The sequence below is a fragment of the Bradyrhizobium sp. 195 genome (assembly GCF_023101665.1).
Taxonomy (GTDB): Bacteria; Pseudomonadota; Alphaproteobacteria; order Rhizobiales; family Xanthobacteraceae; genus Bradyrhizobium.
The window spans coordinates 7,272,159-7,294,413 of the sequence record NZ_CP082161.1 but is presented as its reverse complement, the minus strand read 5'-3'; the positions used below and the strand labels follow the sequence as shown (position 1 = coordinate 7,294,413).

Here is a 22,255-nt window from a genome sequence, read left to right as displayed (position 1 = left end):
CGTTCGCAGGCGTGCGAAGAAGCACTTCGAAACGTAGGTCGAAAACTCGGCATGTGCTCAACACCGGCCTTTTCGATGGCCCAAAATGGTGCGCAGCAAAGCCATGTAGAAGCCTCGGATCGGTTGGCCAGGCGATCGCCCACCTATGAGCGGCAACCTGCCAACCATGATCTCCGTTTTGCTGCATGCTTCCCTATCGGTTACCGGCCCCTACTGAGCTTCGTGAAACTTGGGTTGTTCCCGTAGTCGCACCCTTGTGGAAGCTACGAAAATCGCGGCCGGAGACGATTGCCGCCAATATAAACGCCAGCACGCATGCAGCGGCCAAGGACCAAAGCGCAATTGCGACCTGCTTCTGCATGGCCATTCAATCAATGAGCTAATAGCCACAACTTGTTTTGAACCACTTCAACGGCAATCTGAGGAGGTAGCCTCGCTTTTTCAACTCATCTTCGGTTCTGTTCAAAATCTGGGCGATAGAGCTCGGTGATGCTCGAGAATTCACCAGCTTTCGAAAAATCTCGTCCTCGCCTCTTGTCCAGCGAGCAGAGGGCAGCTCACCTCCAATATCCTCACCTCAGCACTCGAAGAAACGGCTCCTGCATGGGGGGCGGGCAGGAGATGCGGGAGCCGCCTCATTCGAGATCCTTGTGCGTCCGTCCGGCACAATTGGCCGATTATAACGCACATTAAATTTGTTTTTCTACATTTAATTTATTTAATTATTAAAAAGTTCATGGCCCGAACGCAGCGAACGCCGAACAGGCGAGGATCCAAGCCGTACCGGCAGGCCACGCCGATAACGGCCGCGCAAATTGCCGCGTGCCAGGCTGCAACCGGGGGCCTCGACCGTCGGTGAAGGAGCGGTCGCCCGGCTTCTTGCCGGTCGCCCACAGGTAGTCATGGATGGCTTGCCGAGTGGATTTACTAAGTTCGAACTGGACCGGCTCTCAGCACTCCGGTGACAGCGAAGATACTCGTGGCAAGGTTCGGAACAACGGCCTCGCGGTTGCCTGTTTCCCCCGGCATGCAGCCGCTCTTTCAACCCGCATCGCGCGCGAGGGAACATTCCCATCAGGCAACCGGTTCGCCCGGTGGCGGCGCGCACTTGCAGTCCAAGCAGGCGTTTGTTTGTTTAGCGGGGTCAGCTGATGCCACGGTCCGATCCAGTCAGGAGTGCTCCCGATCGACGCCAACGAAGGCTGTTGATCCTGCTCGCGTTGGGGTGTGCCGTCTTTGGTGCCGCTGCGGCCGCCCTCTTCTACGTGCTGCAGCCCGAGGTGCTCCGGATCGCCGTCGGTCCCTCCGGCAGCGACGACCATCAAGTGGTCCAAGCGATAGCCGAAGCCTTCCAGGAGGAAAGTAGGACGGTCAGGCTCTCCCCGATTACGACCGCAGGGGCGGCCGAATCCCTGGGCCTCCTGGGCGCCGGCAAAAGCGACCTGGCGGTCGGTCGTGGCGACCTCGCGATGCCGGTCGACGCGCAGACACTGGCAGTCCTTCGGAAGAACTACGTCGTGCTGTGGTCGACCTCCGGGCGAGCGGGCAAGGACTCCAAGAAAAAGTCCACCGGGAAAATCGGAGAGATCGCCGATCTGGCGGGTCGCAAGGTCGGCATCATCGGAAGGACCGGGGCCAACCTCGCGCTGCTGCGGATCATTCTCGCCGGCTCCGGCCTCGATCCGGACAAGGTAGCGACGGCCCAATTCGGAACCGAAGACGTCGAAAAGCTCGCGCAAGACGCCACTCTCGATGCGTATCTCGCCGTCGGTCCGCTGGACAGCAAGATCACGGCCGACGCGATCGCCGCGACTTCGCGAGCGCGTGGAGCTCCGAAGTTTCTTCCGGTCGAAACTTCCGAGGCCATCGCCCTAAAGCACGCCCGCTACGAAGCGGAGGAGATTCCTGGCGGCGTGTTCAACACGAAGCCGGCTTGGCCGGAGGACAAGGTCGACACCATCAGCGTCAACCATCTCATCCTGGCCAGAAAAGAACTCTCCGAAGCCAAGGCGGCGGCCTTCTACCGACAGCTCTTCGCCGTTCGAGATACGATCACGCAACGTGTCGCCGGCGCTGCGCACATCACCAAGCCCGAGACGGAGAAGGAAGCGGAGCCCTCAGTGCACCGAGGCGCCGCAGCGGTCATCAACGGGACCGAGCGGACCTTTCTGGACAAGTACAGCGATTACTTCTGGTTCGCCTTGCTTCTTCTTTCCGGTATCGGTTCGGCCGCCGCCTGGCTGCGTCGCTATCTGAACCGGGACGAACGGGATGATAACACCAGCCACCGCACCCGCATTCTCGCCCTGGTCACGGAGGTTCGAGAGGTCGAGTCCGAACAGGACCTGCTGACATCGCAGCGCGAGGTCGATGCAATTATCGGTGAAACCCTCAGGTGCTACGATGATGGAACGATCGAACAAGAGGACTTGGCTGCATTCGGGCTCGTCCTTGAACTGTTCGATCATGCCGTCGCCGAAAGGCGAGCAACGCTGCAGAGCGGGCTCGCAGATCAGGCCGTCAGGCCGCTCTCGCAGGTGGTACCACGAAGGGAATATTGATGTTCCCGGGCCGACCGCCGAGCGATCGATCCGGTGGCGGAAGCGGAATTCCACGCAGAAGTAGTGGACTACTTTCTATCCTGGTTCGAGGCCGGGTCTCCAGTCGATCGTGTTCATCGCTTCCGCAATACCGCCGACAGTGTCGAACTGTCGTTCAATATCGAAAAGACCTCCCGAGAGGACAGATGCGCGGCGGCCTCCTCGAAAGTATCGCTCGCGTCGACCTTGGCGCGTCCGACGGCCAGGCTCGCGTCGATCGCGTCGGGCCGCGCGGCGCGGCGCGAGCAGGCGGCAGCTGCGCGATGTGGAAGGCTAAAAGCGCGGCGTCCTCGCGCAGCTCCACCAATGCGGGTTTGGTTGCTACACCCGCCGACGCGCTCAATTCGTTCGCCCGATGCAGCACCGCAGGCGGCTCTCGTTCCTCGGGGGTGGCAAACAATTGCCGGACGCGGGCTTGGCAGTCAGCGCCCCAATGGGAACGGGGCCTCCCGGCCGATCATGATCAGCTCGTTTCGCCGGTCGGGCGGGAAGGCGATCGATGAGGGGGATGCCGGCCTTGGGCGGCGTTTCCGGCGCTCATGATGAGCCTCCGGTCGGACCACCGCCGTTTCCACGAGAGTTCCACAAAACCGCGAAAAAGCGTGAAAACGGGGCTTTACGAGCCGTCACCGGCCTGATCGAAGGCGGATAGAAATCGATGAGATGCGCGGATGACCCCCACGTCGACATGGTAGGGGTCACAGGTTCGATCCCTGTCGTGCCCACCATCCTTCGCTCGCAAAGCGAGAGAAGATGCCACGCCGAAGCCCAAAGGGCGAAGGCGGGCTGCCGCCGCGAGCTTCGGCTCGGCAAGCCACTCATCTGAATGCGAAGCTTGTCCGGCGTAGCTCGCAGAGCGAAGACGGACTGGGGCATCTTGCTCGGTCTTCTTGGAACGCGCCCCCTCGAGCGGGCATTATTCCATCATGCCGAAGCCCTCCACAAAATCCTTCAAGCGCGGCGATCACGTCAGCTGGAATTCCGAGGCCGGCCGGGTGCGCGGCCATATCCTGCGCGTTCACACGGAGGACGTCGACTACAAGGGCTACACGCACCACGCCAGCCCGGACGATCCGCAATACGAGATCAAGAGCGACAAGACCGACCACGTCGCTCTGCACAAGGGCCGCGCATTGCGGTTGTTGAAGAACTGATGGCCTGCGGGCCGAGCTGACGAGGCGTCCCCATGGCTCATCCCTTCTTCACCATCGGCCATGCCACGCGTTCGATCGAGCAATTCGTCGAATTGTTGCAGGACAGCTCGGTCACCTTCGTGGCTGACGTTCGTACGGTGCCCCGCTCCCGCACCAATCCGCAGTACAATCGCGAGACTCTGCCGCAGTCGCTGGCGGCCGTTTCGATCGGGTACGAGCACATTGCCTCGCTCGGCGGCCTGCGCAGCCGCAAGCGCGAGGTGCCGCGCGAGACCAACGCATTCTGGCAGAACGGCAGCTTCCACAATTACGCCGACCACGCCATGAGCGCGGCCTTTCATGAAGGGCTCGCGCATCTGCGGGCTCTCGGGCAGGTCCAGCGCTGCGCGATCATGTGCGCAGAGACCTTGTGGTGGCGATGCCACCGGCGGATCATCACCGATTACTTGCTCGCGGCCGGCGAGACGGTGTTTCACATTCTCGGACCGGGGCAGGTCAAACAGGCCGAAATGAATTCGGCGGCGCGGGCCGTAGTTGGTGGCCGCCTGACGTACCCGGCCGAGAGTTAGCCAACCGTCGTCGGCGAGTTTAGCTCGGGCTTGTCCCTAGCCGTAGGGACAGACTTTCGCCGCGACCGGAGCGACATTGCGCCGGCGAAATATAATACAACGGAGGACATCATGATCCGGCGCTGTCTTGCCGCATTGTGCGTTTGCACCGCGATGGCTCTCGCCATCCCCGGCGCACATGCCGATATCAAGGTGGGAATCGTGGTTTCTGCTTCGGGGCCAGGCTCGGCGCTCGGGCAGCCGCAGATGCGGACGGTTGCTGCCCTCCCCAAGGAGATCGGCGGCGAGAAGATCGTCTATATCGCCCTCGACGATGAATCGGATTCGACCAAGGGCATTCAGAACGCGCGGCGGCTCGTCATTCAGGACGGTGTGGACGTCCTCATCGGTTCCTCGCTGACGCCGGTGACCATGCCGATGCTCGATGTCGCCTGGGAGGCCAAGACACCGATCATCTCGCTCGCCGCGGCGACAGCCATCGTTCAACCGATGGACGAACGGCGCAAATGGGCCTTCAAGGTCGTTCCCAACGACGACCTGATGGCATTCGCGATCCTCAAGCATATCGCCAAATCGGGCGCGAAGACCCTCGGCTACATCGGCGTCTCCGATGGATATGGCGAGGGTTATTACAAGGAAGTGAGCAGGCTTGCTCCCACCCTCGGCCTGACCCTGACCACGCACGAAGTCTATGCGCGCGCCGACAGCAGCGTGACCGGCCAGGCTCTCAAGGTGATGGCGACAAATCCAGACGCCGTCTTCATCGCCTCGGCGGGCACGCCGGCGGTCCTGCCGCAACAGGCGCTTCGCGAGCGAGGCTATTCCGGCAAGATCTACCAGACCCACGGTGTGGCCACTGAGGAATTCATCAAGCTCGGCGGCGCCAGCGTCGAAGGCGCCGTCTTCACCGGCGAGGCGTTCACGATCGCGGACGATCTGCCGGCGGAGGATCCGTTCCGCAAGATCCGAGACCAATTGCTGTCCGCCTACGAGAAGGCGAATGGACAGAAGCCGAACATCTTCGCAGCACACCTGTGGGATTCAATGGCGCTGCTCCAGACGGCGATACCAACTGCCTTGAAGACCGCGAAACCCGGCACGGCAGAGTTTCGCACCGCCCTTCGTGACGAGCTCGAGCGCGTCAAGGAGGTGTATCTCAACAACGGCCTGTCCACGATGAGCGCAACCGATCACAATGGATACGACGAGCGCTCGGCGTTCTTGATCAAGGTGGAAGGAGGCCGCTTCAGGCTGATGAAGTAGCTGCAGAGCAGGCCGCACCTATTCCTTCGCATGACGTGTGTCGCGTCCGGCAATGCAAGGCGCCGCTTACGCAGGGCTGTCCTTTGCCGCTCCCTGCAGCAAACCCTTCAGCCCGGTCGGAAACAGGCTCGGCGCGCCGTCCGCATCGAGATCGGCCAGGTCGAACCAGCGCGCGACGATCTGCTCCCCGTTATCCTCCCTGACGTCGATGCGATCCTGACCGCGGAATGCGGCATCGGGAAACTCGACTTCGGAGATGAACATCACCTCGTGCCCGGTCGCGCCCTCATGCACGAAAATGTTCTCCAGCATGAACGGCTCGCCCTTGAGCGTGACGTCGATGCCGAGCTCTTCGTTGAATTCACGCACCAGCGCCGCCCGCCAGCTCTCGCCGAACTCGATCTCGCCGCCCAGCGGACGCACGCCCTTGATCCGCCCGGCATCATCGCGAACCTCGGCCGCCAGCAGCCGACCGTCCCGCCAGTGCAGGCCGATCGCGACGACGCGGATGTGGGCATGAGGGCGCCAGGTGGTCATGGGGCATCGTTATCGCGCGCGTCACCGCTGCGCAATGCATGGAAGCGAAGCCTTTCGGGCCGGATCCGCACCGGCTTCGGCATGCAAGAGCTTGGCCGCCTTGATCCATGATTTGTCGCCTGCCATTGTCCAGTCGTCCCCACGGCGACGATGCCGGTGCATCGTTTCGCCGGATGTGAAAGAGAAGGCAGGCCAACGAAATGAGCAGCGTGAACAAGCCCGGCGGCAATTACCTGCCGGTTATCATCCAGGGTGGAATTGCGTATGTCAGCGGCCAGTTGCCGCGTCGCGGCGAGGACCTGCTGTGTGCGGGCAAGGTCGGCGCTGGCGTCGATCTGGCGGCTGCGCAAGAGGCTGCCGCCCTCTGTGCCGATCTCTGCATCTCCGCCATCAATCACGCAACGGGCGGAGAGGACAGGATCGTCCAGGTCCTGCAGGTCGTGGGATACGTCGCTTCAGTGCCAGGATTTACCCAGCAGTCGCAAGTCATGAACGGGGCTTCCGACCGGCTGATCGAGCGCCTCGGTGATCGCGGCCGTCACACGCGTACGTCCGTCGGTGTCGCCGAGTTGCCGCGGGGGGCGCCGGTCGAGTTGAATATGATCGCCGCCGTTCGGTCGTAGCAGGTCGTCTTATTTGACGAGATATTTGGCGACCGCTGCCTCGTCCCACGCGATGTCGTTGCCGGGCTCCTCGCTCGGCAACGCAAAGCCGTCCTTGACGGTCAGCCGCGTCGCCAGCACGGCATCAGCCCAGTCGACATATTCCAGCCAATGCGCGGTCGGTGTCACGCAGAGCAGGTGCGCGCTGACTTCCGAGAACAGATGCGAGGACATCTCGATGCCGGCGGCATGCGCGAGCGAAGCGGCACGGAGCCAGCCGGTGACGCCGCCGATGCGCTGCACGTCGGGCATCACGTAGTCGCAGGCTTCCGCCGACAGCGCCGTCTGCATCGAGAACGCGCTGTCGAAATTCTCGCCGATCTGGACGGGTGTATGCAGCGCGTCGGCGATCCGGGCGCAGCCGGCATAGTCGTCGTGGCGGATCGGCTCCTCGATCCAGCTCAAGCCCTCGTCGTCCAGCATTTCGCCGCGGCGGATGGCCTCGGTCACCGTCAGCGCCTGATTGTAGTCGCACATCAGCGTCACCTGATCGCCGACGGCCTTGCGCACTGCGCGGACGACGGCGAGATCCTCCCGCGCATCGGGGCGGCCGACGCGGATCTTGGCAGCTTGAAACCCCTCGGCCAGCAGCTTGTGCGCCTCGTCGACCGCGGCGCCCGCCGGCATGATGCCGAGCCCCTTCGAATTGTAGGCCCGGACCGGCTTCGGCGCGCCGCCGAGCAGGCGGGCCAGCGGCAAGCCGCGTGTGCGGGCCAGCGCATCCCAGGCCGCCATGTCGATGCCGGATTGCGCCAGCCGCTGCAAGCCGGCGAGGCCCAGCAGCGTGAAGCGCTGGGTCAGCTTGCGCTCGATCTCGAACGGAAGCAGCTCGGCGCCGGCGATAAGCTCTGACATTTCCGTGACCATCGCCGTCAGCGGCTTCAAGGCCGACGGCGTGATCGAGAACAGATAGGCATGCCCGATGACGCCCTGGTCGGTCTCGCAGTCGATCAGCACCAGCGGCGCTCGGGCGACCGCGCCGGTCGAGGTCTGGAGCGGCAGGTTCATCGGCACGATCACGGGCCGTACCTGGAAGCGCTTGATGCGGATGGTCTCGGTCATTTGAAGCTCTCCCGGCGGGTGAATGCTGGTCAATACCGATCTTAAACATTCGATATGAAACGAAAAGATGCCCGCCGCCACTCCTCCACATCGCCGGCGGGGCATGTCGCGCATCAACAACACGGCGGCGGAGAGCGGCGCCGCCGTGCGCTTCATCTCTCGTGCGGATATTACCCTCGTGAGATGTCGATGTCTTTTGTCTCGCGGGCAAATATCAGGCTCAGAACCATGCATCCGGCCGAAATGCACACAGGATAATATAGCCCCGAGTAGATATTTCCGGTCGCGGCCACGATTGCGAAAGCCGTCGCCGGCAAAAATCCGCCGAACCACGCGGCGCTCATGTGGTAGGGAAACGACATGGCGGTATAGCGAATCCGCGATGGGAACATTTCCAGCAACGACGTCGTGGTCGGGGCGAACGTGATGGTCCCGAAGCTGAGCAGGACGGATAGGAGAAGCACGATCACGGGAGCGTTGATGTCTTCGCTGGCGGCTGCCCCGAGCGGATATTTGTTGTCGTTCAATGCGGCTTTCAGTTCAGCATCGAAGCGTCCCTTCTCCGCCACCGCATCCGTAGCACCTGCCGCGTAGCCTCGGATCAATCGGTCTCCGATTTTGACCTGGGCGACAGACGCGCTTGCCGAATTCTGCGTACCGTAGTTGAGACCGAGCTTGGCGAGTGCGTCGGTCACGACGTCGCACGATGAGGTGAATTTGGATGTGCCAAGTGGATTGAATTGCACCGAGCAATCCTCGGGTGCTGCGATGATGGTGATTGGAGCGGCGAGCTGAGCTCGTTCGAGCGCGGGATTTGCGTAGTGAGTCATCCCTTTGAAGATCGGAATCGTGAGCAGCGCCGCGAGCAAATATCCTGTCACATACACCCGACGACGGCCGATCTTGTCGGAGAGGCTGCCGAAGACGACATACAGCGGCGTGGTTATGATGGTGGCCGCGATCAGCATGTAGTTGGCTGTAAGATTCTCGACCCTTAGCACCTTCGTGAGAAAGAACAGAGAATAGAACTGCCCCGTGTACCAGATCACCGCCTGGGCCGGCAGGATGCAAAGGGCTCCTACGAGGATCAGCTTGACGTTGCTCCAGTTCTTGAATGTCTCCGAAAGCGGGGCTTTCGAGGCCCGCCCCTCGGCCTTCATGCGGTTGAATTCGGGCGACTCGTCGAGGCGCAACCGGATCCAAAGTGAGATACCGAGCAGAACGATCGAGATCACGAAGGGAATGCGCCAACCCCACAGCGTAAAGGCGTCAGTGCCGATCGAGAGCCGCAGCGGGATGATGACGGCGACAGCAAGCAGAAAGCCGAGCGCAGCCGTGAGGATGACCCAGGCCGTCCATGCCGCTCGCTTTCCTGGCGGAGCATGTTCTGCCACATAGATCATCGCGCCGCCGAACTCGCCCCCGAGGGCGAGGCCCTGCAGCATGCGCATGCCGATGAAACCCACGGGAGCTGCAATGCCAATCGTCGCATAGGCCGGCAGCAGTCCGATCACGAAGGTTGAAAGTCCCATCAGCATGATGGTCACCAGGAACGTGTACTTCCTGCCGACGAGATCGCCCAACCGTCCAAAAATGATCGCGCCAAAGGGGCGGAGCATGAATCCGGCTGCGAAGCCGAGCAGCGTGAAGATGAAGCCCGCTGTGGGGTTCACGCCGGAGAAGAATGTCTTTGCAATTTCCGTCGCCAGAAGGCCGATCAGAAAAAAGTCGTAAAATTCGAAGATGGTGCCGAGCGATGCGCCAAGGATGACGCGCCTGTCCTTGTCCGTCATTCCGGCCGTGCTTGGCATGGTATCGACATAAGTCATGTTTCCCTCCCATTTTGAGACAGCATTTTTCCGTCGGCGCATCGTTCGGATGCGTCGTTCTCCAGACCCTGGCTTTCCGTCCGTCTGGCCGTCGGACGGTTAGGTGTGTCGCTCCCTCAACGCGCTGCCGCGATGCGTCTCATCGGTGGAAGACGGCGAACTCGTCGATGTTGACGCGATCGCTGATCAGGGTGTTTTCGGGCGCGTTTGGATCGGGATGACCAAGCGCCATCCCGGATAGAACGATGTGGGTGTTGGGGATACCGAGCTGTTGGTGCACGATGCCCCCGTACTCGCACCAGGCCTGCTGCGCGCAAGTCTCGAGCTCATGTGCTCGGGCGAGGATCATCACGTTTTGCATGAACATCCCGCAGTCGAGCCATGAGCCGAACAGCAGGTGTTTCTCCATCGTGAAGAACAGGCCGACCGGCGCGCCGAAGAATTCAAAGTTGCGCAGCATGGCAGTTTTGCGTGCCGCGAAATCATCGCGGGCTATGCCGTACAGTCTGTACAAATCGTAGCCGACCTTCCGGCGCCTCGAGAGATATGGCTCTCCGACCGGCACAGGGGCATACGCATATTCATCGCAGCGTTCTCCCGCCGCTGCTGCCTGGATCACGGCGCGCGTCAGCGCGGCGCGGGTTTCGCCGGTCACGACATGGACGTGCCAGGGCTGGAAATTCGTGCCGGATGGAGCGCGCGAGGCAGCGGACAGGATCGCCCTGACCACGCTCGGATCAATCTCGGTCGGCAGGAATTGTCGCACCGAGCGCCGGTTCACCACGGCGTCAATCACGGGAGTGGCGCCGTGCCCGTGCGGCTTCTCCCATGGCGAGCCGGACAATTCCGAGCGTGACGTATCGAGGTTCATGTCAGCGAATCCCGGCGGGCGCGGCGGTCAACTCGTCCCGTCGGCGTTGACGCAGGATGAACCTTTGCACCTTTCCGCTGGGCGTCTTGGGCAGCGCGGCGGCGAAATGCACCTGTCGGGGAAAGGCATGTGCCGCATATCGTGTCTTGACCCAGTCCTGGATGCTCTTCGCGACGTCCGGCGACGGGTTCTCGCCGGACCGCAACACGACGTAGGTTTCCAACACCTCGCCGCGCGTGCTGTCGGGCACTGCGATGACGGCGCACTCGCTGACGGCCGGATGGGTTGCGATGATCGATTCGATTTCGAATGGTCCGATCCGGTACCCCGCCATGATGATGACGTCGTCATCACGCGAGGAGAAATGGTAATAGCCATCCTCGTCGCGACGACCCGCATCGCCGGTCAGGTACCATCGGCCATTCCCGGCGAACTTTTCGGCGCTCTTTTGCGTATCGTCGATGTATCCTGTGAACCAGGCGAGGGGACTGTCTTCCAGCTCGATCGCAACCCGCCCGAGTTCGCCGTCGGCGGCAGGAACATCTTCCTTTTCCTTCAAGACCAGGGCTGACCAGCCGGGCAGGGGTTTGCCCATGGAGCCAGGCTTCAGGGGGCCCGCAAGATCGGGATGATGATGATTGTTGATCAGCATGCCGGCCTCGGTCTGGCCGTAGTGGTCATGTACGGCAACGCCCAACGCATCGACGGCCCAAAGATTGACCTCCGGAGTGAGTGGTTCGCCGGCGCTCGAAGCGCAGCGCAGCTTCGTGATCTCTGGTCGCGAGCCATCGAATGCGCGCATCGCGCGGTAGATGGTCGGCGCCGCAGTGAAATTCGTTACGTCGTACCGTGAGAGAACTTTGAAAGTGGTGGCCGCATCGAACCCGGCCGTCAGGAGCAGGCTCGGCACGCCGGTGGTGAATGATCCGAGGATGCCGAAGTAGAGGCCGTAAGCCCATCCAGGGTCTGCCGCGCACCAGTAGAGATCGTCGGCAACCAGGCCAAGGCCAAATTCTGCGTAGGCTCGGAAGCCCGCGAGAGCCTTGGTCGGGACCAGGACCCCCTTTGGCGTCCCAGTCGTTCCGGACGTATAGATCTGTATGATCGGAGCATCGCCTCCGAGCCGCGCTGCGGGCCACCCCGGCGTCTGTGCACTCATCATTGTGGAGAAGTGCAAAGCGCCTTGAATGCCTGCGCCTTCTGCTGCCGTCGTGATGATCCTCCACGATGCGTCAGAAGGCATGTCGTCGCCAGGCAGCAATTTCGCCTGCTGGGTTTCATCGCAGACGACCACTTGCGCGTTGCTGCGGGTCAGTCGGAACGCGATGCCTGCGGGGGCAAAGGCTGTGAAGATCGGTACGTGCACAGCTCCCAGCCGCCAGATTCCCATGACGGCAACGAGGTATTCGGAGCTCTTTCCCATCAGGGTTGCGACGCGATCACCCGGACCAACGCCGAGCTCCGCGAGCGCGGCTGCGAATTTCTCCGACTCTCGGCGCAAGTCTCCATATGTGATGTCGGTCGCTTCCAGGTCTGCACCGACCACTCTGTAAGCCAAGGCGCCTGGCGGATGACGGTCGCAAAGGAGATCGGCCACGCCGGCCTTTGGATCGGCGTAGAGTGCGACCAGTTCGTGGACACGTGCGATGGCGGCAGCATGCTGGTGAGACGACACGAGATTTCCTCCGATGGATTCCATGCTTTGGCGTGACGGCCGCAACCGCCCCGCTCATCCGCGACGGCTCTGAAGCAGCTAGAGCCGGAATGACCGGTTGGCGGCTGCGGCCATTCTTCGGCTGATCTGGATATCAAATTAGATTGAAACTAGAATTCTAATTCTAGTTAGTCAAGCCTGCTTTGAATGGCGGGTTGGCGACAGTCTTGTCGTCTAATTGCGGTTTGTCGCGCCGATTCGGTGCAAGGCGAGAAGGGTCGGCGAGCGGATGGCGATAGTAGAATGGCGCTTGCAGATCGACGATAACGGCGCTCTATCTGGGAGGGCCGGAGTCTTCGCGCTCGGCGAAACGATTTCGGACGGGACACATGTCAGGTGCAAGCAAGCCGGTGCGCAACGTGCGGCCTCGAACTCCATCCCCAGGTAAGCGTGCATCCATTCTGCGCGCTGCGCGGGAGTTGGTCACAGCCGTCGGCTTCCGCGATACCCAAATGAACGCCGTTGCCGAGGCGGCCGGTGTTGCCTTGGGAACGCTGTATCGCAACTTCCCATCCAAGGCCGAGCTCATGGTGGAAGTTGTTGCGGAAGTCGCTCAGCGCGAAGTTGATGTCGTGGCGAAGGTCGCCGTTGGCGACGGCACGGCCGCCGAGCGCCTGTCAGCGTCCGCGTGGCAGTTTGCGAGCCGGGCCCTGTTGGGACGCAAGCTCGCGCATGCCCTCGTTGCCGAGCCGGTCGAGCCGGAAATCGAATCGGCCCGGCTGAAATATCGCAGGAAGCTTGCGCGTGTGTTCGAGGGGATCATCGAGCAGGGAATTCGCGACGGGGAATTTCCTGCCCAGGACGTACAAGCCTCTGCGGCGTGCATCGTCGGTTCGCTTTTTGAAGGTCTGGTCGGCCCCTTGGCCCTGGACAGCCTGTCCACGGCGCAGCGCCAGCGGCAAGCACAGGCAATCGTCGCGTTTTGCCTGCGGGGCACGAGCGGGAAGATGGATTAAAATCCGGCTGGCGCCTGCACCCCTCCGGCACCGGCTTCGCTCAAGCCAGCGTGAAGCGCCGTCACCGCGCCGCACCTTCCGTGAATGCGGTTTCGATCACCTCGCCGAACGGCTGCCACGACCGGCCGTCAAATTGCACCAGCCGCATCTGCTTGATCGGCAAATAGCTGCTGGGCGAGGTGTTCATCCTGATGTCGGGCAACGCAACGGAGGGCTGATAAGACCTGAGCGACGTCGCCTGCCGCATGATGTTCTCGCGCGAGACGTCGTCGCCGCATTGCTTCAGCACCTGAGTCAGCGCCTCGGCCGCCGCGTAGCCATAGAGCGCGGCGCTGTTGTTCGTGCTTTCGACCTGATGGTACTTGTCCATGAAGCCGAACCAGTCCTTCATGGCGGAATCGTCCTTCCAGGCGGGATCGCTCGGATCCTTCAGAAAAGCTGCCGAGATCACGCCGGCCGAGTTCTCCAGGCCCGCCGGCGCCATCGCATTGGCGATCGAGGCGGAGGCATCGTTGACGATGAACACCGGATGCCAATTCATTGACGCCGCCAGCTTGATCACCTTGGCTGCCGTCGAGGGCACGCCGAGAAAGACGAAGATGTCGGCGCCCGCGCGCTTGAGGATCGAGACGTGCCCGTCGAGATGCTCGTCGTTGATGTCGAAGGCGATGTCGACGAGGACATGACGGTTCAGGTCGCCAAGCCCTTCCTGAATGCCCTTGTAGAGCATGCGTCCGAACTGGTCGTTCTGCCAAAGCACGACGATTTTCTTCCTGGGGTAATAGGCCTGGATGTAGTTGGCGTAGATCCGCCCCTCCGATCGGAATGATGGCTGCCAGCCCATGGTCCAGGGAAATGCGCTTGCCCGGCTCAGCTCCTCGTCGCCGGAGACCACGAACAGCTGAGGAATCTTCTTCTCGTTCAGATACCCGCGCGTGGCGAGATTGCCGGGGGTGCCGAACGATCCGAACATCAGGTGCACGTCGTCCTTCTCGACCAGGTTGCGCGTCAGCTCCAGCGCGGAAGCCGGATCGGAATTGTCGTCGCGCGTGATGAAGCGGACCTTGCGGCCGTTGATGCCGCCACGCGCGTTGATCATGTCGAAATAAGCAGCTTCCGCCTGTCCGATCGCGCCGAATTCAGAGAGCAGCCCCGAATACGGCATGACATTGCCGATGCGGATTTCCTTGTCGCTCGTGGGTTGGTCTGGGCGTTGCTCGGACATCGCGCCGAGCGACGCGATAGCGGCGATCAAAACGAACAGCACTCTGCCGGTGACGCGCATGCTCGACACCTTGTCGTTGGCCCCCAACGAAGTCGGCTCATTCCGCACCTAGGTGAGTTGATCTACGTCAAGCGTTTGGCGATCGTGTGGCTTGCGGTTCGCTTTCAATGCAGCGAGGCTCGAACGAAATGGCAGGAGTGCTGAGATTTTCCGATCGAGAGAGTCCTCGTGTGGCACTCCCTCCCAAACCCTCGCCCATAAGGGGGAGGGAACACACCTGCGCGTGGCCGATGACTCGATTCACCAGGGTGCTTTCGATGAGCCGCAGTGTAACCGCGCACTCCGCTGCGCTCCCTCCCCCCTTGTGGGGCCTTGTGAGGGAGGGCGGGGGGAGAGGGGTTGCCCAGCAAATGGTGTGAGTGGTCGACAACGGAGCAGCGCCTCGCTACGGCAGCCCCCGCGCTTCCAGCTGATGCACCAGCAGCAGCGTCGGCTCGGCGAGGCTGTCGCCGGAGCCGTCGAGGCCGAACGCCGCGGCGATGCCGTCGCGGCTGCGCAGCAGCGCGCTGCGCGGACAATGACCGGCACCGCAAAGCGTCTTCTTCAGGGTCTCGCCCTGCGTCACGAGGGCAGGGGAATCGTCCGCCGCCCATGCCAACACGATCGGCACATCGACGTTGAGGATGCCGGGGAAGACCGAGCGCTTGTTGTACTGGCTGGCGTCGCTGCCGAGATAGGCCTTCTCGCTGTCGCTGGCATCCTTGCCGGCGCGGTAGACGCCGGACACCAGCACGACGGCGGCGACATCGGCGCGGTCGGCCTGGAGCTCGGGATGCGCCAGCAGGGTTGCAACGTGAAAGGCGCCGGCGCCGTAACCGACCGCGACGATCTCGCGGGCGTCGCCGTTGAACAGGTCGATATTGCCGTGAACCCAGGACAGCGCCGCCGCCACGTCGGTCGCCCCCATCGGCCAGGTCGCCGAAGGGGCCAGGCGATAATTGACGCGCACCCCGATCATGTCGTTGCGGGCGGCAAAGCACATGGCCTGGTCCTGGATCTGGCGCGACAGTTCCGGCGCGGCGCGGTCGCCGGCAAAAGTGTCGCCGACCACGAACAGCAGCACCGGCCGCGGCGTATCCGCCTTGGTCGCGCTGACGGCGACATCAAGCACGTTGGCTTCGCTCTCGCCGTAGCGCAGGCCCCGCGAGAAGGTAACCTGCTCACACAGCCGCGCGGTGCCGCCGGCCGTGGTGTCGGAATCGGTCAGGCCCACTTGCACGAGATCGGACGACGGCGAGAGCCGCGCCGGCAAAGGTCCGTGCGCGGAGGCCGTGGTCATGGTCAGAAGCAGGAAAAATGTCAGATAGTTCTTCATGGTGATGCCGGCTTTGCGGGTCTCATATTGGCTCGCAGATATGGCCTGTCTTTTCAATTCGCCTCATTACTCAGCTGGCCTTGAGGCGAATTCGCGGCACCCTTGGCCGGCACGCCGCCGCGGAACGGGCGTCCGGCTTGGCATGTGGCCGCGTTTGAACGCACGTTCGCGGGTCCCGGGACGACCCGCGCGGCGCCGCCGTTTTGTCTCGATCCGTCAAGCCGTTGTGCGGCGCCGCCAAGGCTTGAGCCCGACACGGCGTTCTACTGTGCATGGGGTTGTTTTCGCGGTTTTTGTTTGGACGACCGGTCAGGCCCGCTTCATCGTCCGGAACGTGATGGAGTAACGGCGTGCCTCGACCGGCGGGATGCTGTGCTCCCATTGCGAACGCGCCTCGCCGTCCATCAGGTAAAGCGAGCGCGGCAGAGCCTCGAGCGTGTGGCGCTGCCATTTGTCGCCGCTCCGGCGGCGGAAGCGGAACTTGCAGGCCGCGCCGAGCGAGAGGCCGAGGACTTTGTCAAAATGAGGCTTGTCGCGGTGCCAGCCGATGCCGACGCCGACCTCATATTCGGTGCAGAGCACCTGGCGGACGGTAGCCTCCGGCAGCCCCGCCCATTGCTCGACCTGGCGCGCGACCGGCGCCACCCAGTCCGGGATCGGCTCCGCCTCGGCCAGCCGCTGCAGCGAATAGTCGTAGCGATAGCCGAACGAGGCCACCCGGCGATTGCCCTCGAAGGCGCCGAACTGGAAGCGCTGGAGCGGCAATGCTGCGATGCGGCCGATCAAGGCCTGCTCGAGGGCGGCATCGATAAAATTGCCCGCATGGCAAAGCCCGGAAGGGCCGGCTTGCGGTTCGGCGAACAAACCTAGTTGCGTCATTCCTCGCGTGTCCGTGATGGAACCTAATGGCGGCTGATGCGACTTACATATGACGCGGGAAGAAACGTGCGAGGCTGTCATGGCAGAGAAGCATACCGCCGATCCGGCAGAGATCATGCGGGCGACCGGTCATCCCGAGCTGGAATATGCCGCCGGCTGGACCATCGCGGGATTGGTCACCATCGGCACCATCGTTGCCGCCTGGGTGTTCGCGATCTAGGCTACAGGGAATTGGAGCTCGAAGGCGGCGCCCGCCTCGGTCGGCTTCAGCTTGATCGAGCCGCCATGGCTCGCCATCACCGCACGCGCGATCGCAAGCCCCATCCCGGTGCCGCCCTGGTCGCGGCGGGTGGTGAAGAACGCGTCGAAAATTCTGTCGCGGTTCGGCGCCGAGATCGGCTCGCCGTCATTGCTCACCGTCAGACGCACGGTCGTGCGCTCGAAGGCCGCCTCCAGCCTGATTGACCTCGCCTTGTGCCGCATCGCGTTGTCGGCGAGATGCGACAGCACGATCAGCGCCTTTTCGCCGGACATGCCGATGGGGCGGTCGAGGCTGCCGCTGGCCGAGATGTCGCTTGCCGGAAAGAGGCTCCTCAGGTCGGCGATCACGGGTGCGAGCTCGGTGCGCTCGTTCTGCGGCAGGCTTTCGGCACGGGCCAGCTCGCGCAGCCGCTGCGCCATCGCCTCCAGCCGCTGCGTGTCGGACAGGATGTTGGCGATGAACGTGTTCTGCTCGGCCGGCGTCAGGCCCTCGGATTTACCTTGAACCGAGTCCTGCAACAGCTCGGCCGCGCCCTTGATCGAGGTCAGCGGCGATTTCAGCTCGTGGGTGAGGTGGGCCGAGAACGTCGCGATATAGTCGGAGCGCCGCGCCAGCTGCTCGGCCATGCCGAGGAAGCTGTGCGAGAGCTGGGCGAACTCGCGCGTGCCGTAATGCCGGAGCGGCTGAAATGCCTCGCGATCGCCGCGGCCGATTCGCGCGGCGCGGTCGATCAGCTCGCGCATCGGCAGGGTGATGGTGCGGGAGAACACGAGGCCGATCGCGATCGTGCCGAGGATGACGGCGAGGCCGGCCAGCACGAACTTGGCTCGCTCCTGGTAGAGATGATCGAAAATGTTGCTAGGCGTTCGCGTGGTATAGATCACGCCCGCGACGCGGTTGTTGACGATGACGGGCATCGCCGAGAACACGTGTACGCCGAGGCCGCGGCTGAAGGAGTAGATCGGCGGCGGCGGCTTGTCCGGTACACGGTTGCGCAAGGTGGCGCGGTATTGCCCGTGCAGCGCGTCCGCCACCTCCTCGATATGGGCGAGCGACTGCCCGACCTCCTGCCGGCCGGCGATGACGACGCCTTGCGGATCGAGGATACGAAAGCCCGCCAGCGTCACCTTCTGGGTCTCGCGGATGATCGGGGTCAGTTTTGCGCCGATCTCGACATAGGCGGGCTGCGCGGGCCGGGGCGCGGCTTGCGCATCCGGACGCCGCCTCAGCAGGTCGTTGGCGGTGAGATCGAGCGCGGGCCGGATCGGGGTGACCTGGTCCCCGGGGTCGGGCAGCACGCCCGGCGGCACCTCGGCGCCGAGCGTGAGCCCGCTGTCGAGCCTCGTCGTGACCTCCTGCGCATAGATCGTCGCCAGCACGCGGCTTTGCGCGATCAGCTCTGCCTGGGTCTGGCGGATGAGCTGGTTGTCGTAGAGGCGGAAGAAGAACAGGCCGACCAGCGGCAGTACGGCGACGGTCGCCAGCACCGTGAAGATCACGAGCCCCAGGGATGGCCGCCATTTATCGGGCGCCGCGCTCATGCCGCTTTCTCGCAGCGGCCAAGCTTGAAGCCGACGCCGTGGATGGTCTCGATGACATTCTCGCAATTCAGCGCCGCCAGCTTGGCGCGGATGTTGCGGATGTGGCTGTCGATGGTGCGGTCGGAGACCTGGATGTTGAGCTGATAGGCCGCCCGCATCAGCTGTTCGCGGTTGAACACCGAAGTTGGCCGGGTCAGGAACGCGCGCAAAATGCCGAACTCGATCGCGGTCAGTTTCAGCGGCGTGCCGGCAAAGGACGCGACATGTTGCTCGGGATCGATCAGGAGACCGCCCTGGGCAAGCGCGGTGGGACCAGCCTTGATCTCGCCATTGCGCGGACTGAGCCGGCGCAGGATGACATTGACCCGCGCCACCAGTTCGCGCGGGCTAAACGGCTTTGTCACGTAGTCGTCGCCGCCGATCTCGAGGCCGAGGATGCGGTCGATTTCCTCGTCACGCGCCGACAGGAACAGGATCGGCACGTCGGAAGTCTTGCGAATCTCGCGGCAGACGTCGAGGCCATCGAACTCAGGCATGCCGATGTCGAGCACGATCAGGTCGGGCTTGTCGGCGGCAGCGCGGCTGAGCGCCTCCCTGCCGTCGCGCGCTTCGATCACGTCCATGCCCGCCTTCTTCAGGGCGACCCGGATGACCTCGCGGATGTGGCCTTCGTCGTCGACGATGAGAATGCGATGCGCCAAGAAACTCTCCGCTCACCCGGCCGGCCGGCTGCCGGACTGATCTTTCGCCAGCGCGTCCAGCTTGCGCTGCAGCCGCCAGCTTCGAAAGCCCCAGCTTCGCCAGGCCAAGTCCTGACGCTGCTGTTCTACAAGGCGGTCGCGGCGTGACACAAGGCAGCTCTCGGGGTTGCCGGGCCGGAGCATGATCGCCTTATCGATGGCGGGCAATGCCTGCGGTCCGAGCGTCAGGAGATAGTTCATGTCGATCTGCGCGCCGTTGCCCGATGCTTCCCGGCTGTGGGCGACATTGTAGTCGGCAATGAAGGCATCGAAGTTCACGAGCGAGCAGCCGTAGAGCACGATCGCGAGCACGATCAGATTGACGCCGATCAGCCATTGGTTGGACCGGTTGAGAGCGATGCGGGTCACGATCAGGATCAGTCCGAGAGCGACCAGCCCCATCCAGATGAAGGCGGCGATGCGCCAATACGTCAGCATGTAGATGTCGACATAGAGGTCGAGCCGGAGGATGGACGAGGCCACCAGAAGCACGTTCTGCCCCACCCAGAGATAGACCAGCGGCCGGATCACCCTCGATTTCTCGGCCGGTCCGCCCGGGCGCATCGCCACCAGCACGAAGGCGGCGGCCAGCAGCGCGGTTACGATCAGCGGATAGGCGCCGCGATGGGCGTAGGCGGCATAGGTCAAGTTGTCGGGCAGCGCCGCGTGCCCCCAGAGATAGATGCCGTCGAGAATCGACTGCGCCGCGAACAGCAGATTGAACAGGATCAGCGAGCGCAGGATGGTGGCGGGGCCCAGGAATTCAGCCGAGACGAGGGACGGGAGCGGCGGTGGCACCGGGACGTCGGCGACGGCGGCGGTGACGACCGTCTTGCGTCGCCAGCGCACGTGGATGAACGGCCAGACCAGCGCCAGCATCAAGGCCCAGAACAGGACGCGCGGGATGCTGACATATTCGAGGATGAGTTTGGGATTGAGCAGGGACAGCCATTGCTCGATCACCGGATTGGCCGCGGCGAAGAGTGCGATGAAGACGGCGCTGAGCGCAGTAGGCAGCAGCCACATCGCAATGCCGCGGGTAAACGCCGACGCGTTGAGGGCCTGGGGTGCATCGAGGAAGAACCTGAAGGGACCGAGCAGGACGAAGTTGCGCAGCGCACGGACGCGGTCGGCGAGCCCGGTCGCTTCCGCATTGGTCACGAGCAGCAACGCAATCATCAGCGATGCGACCAGGATCAGGAACGACAGCGTGTTGAGCTCCTCGATAACAGGCACGAGACCGGCGGCGAGAACGACCGATCCTGTCATGGCGCGGCGCAAGCCCAGTGGGGCATGATTGAAGAGCGCCGACACGCCAGCGAGCGCGATCGTAAAGAGCGTCAACGACAGTCCGATCCGCTGCCCGTAGAACAGCCAGTCGGCGAGTGCGGCCAGCAGCAGCGCGAGCCCGACCTTGGCCGAAATCGAGGAATGACCGATCGGCTTGATCTCTTCTACGATCGTCGACGCCAGGCTTGTCATATCCGGAGGACCTTTCGTGATGGTTGGCATCACGAAGTCTGAAGGGTGCTTGTGCAGAAGGCGGGATCAACGTCTGCATGGTTTCAGGAGTCTTTTGCAGATTTCGTGCAGGCGGCCTTTTGCCTCTCGCCCGGCGCAAATCGCTTTGATAGGTGCGAAGCATTCGCCACTCCCAGCACGTGATGCATCATGCAATTGCTCCGCCGTATCGGCCTCATCCTGCTCTGGCTTGCCGCGCCTGTCGTCGCGTTCGCGGCCGCGAACAAGAACGATCCTTATCTGGTGCCGTTGCGCGGCGCCGGAAACATCGCGCTTGTCGTCGCAAGCATCGTGATTGTCGTCCTCCTGCTGCGCAGAGGGCGTTGGCACAGCATCGCGGGCAAGCTGCTCGTCATGCTCTGGTGCCTGCCGCCGGTCCTGATGTCGGCCGCGCATCTGAAGTTCGAGCTGCGCAAGAACGATGTCCTCGGCGTCAGCGCGGCGGAAGCGCGTCAGCTCGGGCCGCACTTCATGGTCGGCTATTCCTCGTTTCCCGAGGTCGCGCGCCTTGCCGGGCAAGGATTGATCGGCGGCGTCTATGTCACCCGGCACAACATCCGCGGCAGGACCGTCGAGGCGCTGCGGACCGAGATCGCCGCGCTCCAGGATATCAGGCGCGCAGCGGGCCTGCCGCCGCTGGTTGTTGCTGCGGATCAGGAGGGCGGCATCGTTGGGCATCTCGCGCCGCCGCTGACGAAAGTGCCGGCGCTGGCGACGCTCGCCGGGCTTGCTCCCGACGACCAGCAGGCCAAAGCCGAAGAGTTCGGCCGCATCCACGGCCGCGAGCTCGCGGACCTCGGCGTCAACCTCAATCTCGCCCCAGTGCTCGACCTCAAGCCACCGGCGCGGCGTAACCGGCTCGATTTCCACACGCTGATCGGCCAGCGCGCGATCGCGACCGATCCGGCTGTCGTCAGCACGATTGCGAGCGCCTATGTGCGCGGGCTGGAGCAATTCGGCGTCGGTGCCACGCTCAAGCATTTTCCGGGCATCGGCCGGGTGCGTGCCGACACGCATCATTTCAGCGCCAATCTCGACACGCCGGTGAGGGAGCTCGAGGCATCCGACTGGCTCCCGTTCCGCGACGTGCTATCGCATTCGCGCAGCGCGCTCATGGTCGGCCATGTCACGCTCACCGCCGTCGATCCCGATCGCGCCGCATCGCATTCGAAACGCGTCGTCGAGGGCATCATCCGCGAGACATGGGGTTACCAGGGAGTGGTGATGACCGACGACCTGGTGATGGGCGCGATCTACCAGAACGACGTCTGCAAGGCCGTGGTCGAGGCGATCAATGCCGGCATCGATCTGCTGCTGGTCGCCTATGACGGTGCGCAGTTCTATCGCGTCTTCGCCTGTGCCTTGGACGGGGCGCGGCAGGGCAAGCTCGACGCAGCGATGCTGGGCGCGAGCGCGGCGCGGCTGGATCGGGGCTTTCCGTCGGAGAAGACGGGAGCTGCGTCACTCAATCGAAGCAATATTCGGGGCTAGTCGC

General features: G+C 63.2%; 19 protein-coding genes. 8 read left to right on the top strand and 11 right to left on the bottom strand.

Annotated elements, in window-relative coordinates; all coding sequences use genetic code 11:
• Positions 1–1,151 precede the first annotated feature (1,151 nt).
• From IVB26_RS34020 to IVB26_RS34005, 4 genes are all read left to right on the top strand, one after another.
• Positions 1,152–2,561, top strand: coding sequence for a TAXI family TRAP transporter solute-binding subunit (locus IVB26_RS34020; protein ID WP_247969329.1), 1,410 nt, complete (start codon positions 1,152–1,154; stop codon positions 2,559–2,561).
• Between the two features lie 965 nt (positions 2,562–3,526).
• Positions 3,527–3,754 (top strand): hypervirulence associated TUDOR domain-containing protein, encoded by a 228-nt coding sequence (locus IVB26_RS34015; RefSeq protein ID WP_247969328.1) that lies wholly within the window; start codon positions 3,527–3,529, stop codon positions 3,752–3,754.
• Positions 3,755–3,786: 32 nt separating this feature from the next.
• On the top strand, positions 3,787–4,323 hold the full coding sequence (locus IVB26_RS34010) for a DUF488 domain-containing protein (RefSeq protein ID WP_247969327.1): 537 nt from the start codon (positions 3,787–3,789) through the stop codon (positions 4,321–4,323).
• Between the two features lie 153 nt (positions 4,324–4,476).
• A complete protein-coding gene (locus IVB26_RS34005; protein WP_247973343.1) occupies positions 4,477–5,586 on the top strand; it encodes an ABC transporter substrate-binding protein in 1,110 nt (369 codons plus the stop codon).
• Between the two features lie 66 nt (positions 5,587–5,652).
• Here IVB26_RS34005 and IVB26_RS34000 read toward each other — a convergent pair whose 3' ends face one another.
• Positions 5,653–6,123 carry an NUDIX hydrolase gene (locus IVB26_RS34000; protein WP_247969326.1) on the bottom strand — a complete coding sequence of 157 codons (471 nt, stop codon included), beginning with the start codon at positions 6,121–6,123 and terminating at the stop codon, positions 5,653–5,655.
• A 200-nt stretch (positions 6,124–6,323) separates the two neighbouring features.
• On the opposite strand from IVB26_RS34000, the gene IVB26_RS33995 reads away from it, so the two are divergent.
• Positions 6,324–6,746, top strand: coding sequence for a RidA family protein (locus IVB26_RS33995; protein ID WP_247969325.1), 423 nt, complete (start codon positions 6,324–6,326; stop codon positions 6,744–6,746).
• A 9-nt stretch (positions 6,747–6,755) separates the two neighbouring features.
• On the opposite strand, the gene IVB26_RS33990 is transcribed toward IVB26_RS33995, so the two are convergent.
• The 4 genes from IVB26_RS33990 to IVB26_RS33975 all read right to left on the bottom strand — a co-directional run bounded on the left by IVB26_RS33990 (position 6,756) and on the right by IVB26_RS33975 (position 12,246).
• A complete protein-coding gene (locus tag IVB26_RS33990) occupies positions 6,756–7,847 on the bottom strand; it encodes an enolase C-terminal domain-like protein (protein WP_247969324.1) in 1,092 nt (363 codons plus the stop codon).
• A gap of 170 nt (positions 7,848–8,017) precedes the next feature.
• Positions 8,018–9,640, bottom strand: coding sequence for an MFS transporter (locus IVB26_RS33985; RefSeq protein WP_247969323.1), 1,623 nt, complete (start codon positions 9,638–9,640; stop codon positions 8,018–8,020).
• Between the two features lie 175 nt (positions 9,641–9,815).
• Positions 9,816–10,406: a nitroreductase gene (locus IVB26_RS33980; protein ID WP_247969322.1), complete on the bottom strand. Its 591-nt coding sequence runs from the start codon at positions 10,404–10,406 to the stop codon at positions 9,816–9,818.
• Between the two features lie 142 nt (positions 10,407–10,548).
• A complete protein-coding gene (locus IVB26_RS33975) occupies positions 10,549–12,246 on the bottom strand; it encodes an AMP-binding protein (RefSeq protein ID WP_247969321.1) in 1,698 nt (565 codons plus the stop codon).
• 467 nt (positions 12,247–12,713) lie between these two features.
• On the opposite strand from IVB26_RS33975, the gene IVB26_RS33970 reads away from it, so the two are divergent.
• A complete protein-coding gene (locus IVB26_RS33970) occupies positions 12,714–13,217 on the top strand; it encodes a TetR/AcrR family transcriptional regulator (protein ID WP_247321285.1) in 504 nt (167 codons plus the stop codon).
• 61 nt (positions 13,218–13,278) lie between these two features.
• On the opposite strand, the gene IVB26_RS33965 is transcribed toward IVB26_RS33970, so the two are convergent.
• From IVB26_RS33965 to IVB26_RS33955, 3 genes are all read right to left on the bottom strand, one after another.
• Positions 13,279–14,502: an ABC transporter substrate-binding protein gene (locus tag IVB26_RS33965; protein ID WP_247973342.1), complete on the bottom strand. Its 1,224-nt coding sequence runs from the start codon at positions 14,500–14,502 to the stop codon at positions 13,279–13,281.
• Between the two features lie 385 nt (positions 14,503–14,887).
• Positions 14,888–15,817: an alpha/beta hydrolase gene (locus IVB26_RS33960; RefSeq protein ID WP_346732893.1), complete on the bottom strand. Its 930-nt coding sequence runs from the start codon at positions 15,815–15,817 to the stop codon at positions 14,888–14,890.
• A 309-nt stretch (positions 15,818–16,126) separates the two neighbouring features.
• Positions 16,127–16,696, bottom strand: coding sequence for an alpha-ketoglutarate-dependent dioxygenase AlkB (locus IVB26_RS33955; RefSeq protein ID WP_247969319.1), 570 nt, complete (start codon positions 16,694–16,696; stop codon positions 16,127–16,129).
• Between the two features lie 79 nt (positions 16,697–16,775).
• On the opposite strand from IVB26_RS33955, the gene IVB26_RS33950 reads away from it, so the two are divergent.
• Positions 16,776–16,916: a hypothetical protein gene (locus IVB26_RS33950; RefSeq protein ID WP_007597071.1), complete on the top strand. Its 141-nt coding sequence runs from the start codon at positions 16,776–16,778 to the stop codon at positions 16,914–16,916.
• Here IVB26_RS33950 and IVB26_RS33945 read toward each other — a convergent pair.
• From IVB26_RS33945 to IVB26_RS33935, 3 genes are read right to left on the bottom strand one after another with little or no spacing between them, the layout of a single operon-like run.
• Positions 16,913–18,499, bottom strand: coding sequence for an ATP-binding protein (locus IVB26_RS33945; RefSeq protein ID WP_247969318.1), 1,587 nt, complete (start codon positions 18,497–18,499; stop codon positions 16,913–16,915). The genes IVB26_RS33950 and IVB26_RS33945 overlap by 4 nt on opposite strands.
• Positions 18,496–19,200, bottom strand: coding sequence for a response regulator (locus IVB26_RS33940; protein ID WP_247969317.1), 705 nt, complete (start codon positions 19,198–19,200; stop codon positions 18,496–18,498). Before IVB26_RS33940 ends, IVB26_RS33945 begins: the two co-directional genes overlap by 4 nt.
• A gap of 12 nt (positions 19,201–19,212) precedes the next feature.
• A complete protein-coding gene (locus IVB26_RS33935; protein WP_247969316.1) occupies positions 19,213–20,721 on the bottom strand; it encodes a DUF4153 domain-containing protein in 1,509 nt (502 codons plus the stop codon).
• A 189-nt stretch (positions 20,722–20,910) separates the two neighbouring features.
• Between IVB26_RS33935 and IVB26_RS33930 the strand changes: the two genes are divergently transcribed.
• Entirely contained in the window at positions 20,911–22,251 is a 1,341-nt protein-coding gene (locus IVB26_RS33930) for a glycoside hydrolase family 3 N-terminal domain-containing protein (protein WP_247969315.1), read from the top strand.
• Positions 22,252–22,255 lie beyond the last annotated feature (4 nt).

Bases quoted from the DNA above. Each gene is read 5' to 3' on its own strand.
- IVB26_RS34020 (WP_247969329.1), top strand. From the start codon at position 1,152: ATGCCACGGTCCGATCCAGTCAGGAGTGCTCCCGATCGACGCCAACGA.
- IVB26_RS34015 (WP_247969328.1), top strand. From the start codon at position 3,527: ATGCCGAAGCCCTCCACAAAATCCTTCAAGCGCGGCGATCACGTCAGC.
- IVB26_RS34010 (WP_247969327.1), top strand. From the start codon at position 3,787: ATGGCTCATCCCTTCTTCACCATCGGCCATGCCACGCGTTCGATCGAG.
- IVB26_RS34005 (WP_247973343.1), top strand. From the start codon at position 4,477: ATGGCTCTCGCCATCCCCGGCGCACATGCCGATATCAAGGTGGGAATC.
- IVB26_RS34000 (WP_247969326.1), bottom strand. From the start codon at position 6,123: ATGACCACCTGGCGCCCTCATGCCCACATCCGCGTCGTCGCGATCGGC.
- IVB26_RS33995 (WP_247969325.1), top strand. From the start codon at position 6,324: ATGAGCAGCGTGAACAAGCCCGGCGGCAATTACCTGCCGGTTATCATC.
- IVB26_RS33990 (WP_247969324.1), bottom strand. From the start codon at position 7,847: ATGACCGAGACCATCCGCATCAAGCGCTTCCAGGTACGGCCCGTGATC.
- IVB26_RS33985 (WP_247969323.1), bottom strand. From the start codon at position 9,640: ATGACGGACAAGGACAGGCGCGTCATCCTTGGCGCATCGCTCGGCACC.
- IVB26_RS33975 (WP_247969321.1), bottom strand. From the start codon at position 12,246: ATGGAATCCATCGGAGGAAATCTCGTGTCGTCTCACCAGCATGCTGCC.
- IVB26_RS33970 (WP_247321285.1), top strand. From the start codon at position 12,714: ATGAACGCCGTTGCCGAGGCGGCCGGTGTTGCCTTGGGAACGCTGTAT.
- IVB26_RS33965 (WP_247973342.1), bottom strand. From the start codon at position 14,502: ATGCGCGTCACCGGCAGAGTGCTGTTCGTTTTGATCGCCGCTATCGCG.
- IVB26_RS33960 (WP_346732893.1), bottom strand. From the start codon at position 15,817: ATGAAGAACTATCTGACATTTTTCCTGCTTCTGACCATGACCACGGCC.
- IVB26_RS33955 (WP_247969319.1), bottom strand. From the start codon at position 16,696: ATGACGCAACTAGGTTTGTTCGCCGAACCGCAAGCCGGCCCTTCCGGG.
- IVB26_RS33950 (WP_007597071.1), top strand. From the start codon at position 16,776: ATGGCAGAGAAGCATACCGCCGATCCGGCAGAGATCATGCGGGCGACC.
- IVB26_RS33945 (WP_247969318.1), bottom strand. From the start codon at position 18,499: ATGAGCGCGGCGCCCGATAAATGGCGGCCATCCCTGGGGCTCGTGATC.
- IVB26_RS33935 (WP_247969316.1), bottom strand. From the start codon at position 20,721: ATGACAAGCCTGGCGTCGACGATCGTAGAAGAGATCAAGCCGATCGGT.
- IVB26_RS33930 (WP_247969315.1), top strand. From the start codon at position 20,911: ATGCAATTGCTCCGCCGTATCGGCCTCATCCTGCTCTGGCTTGCCGCG.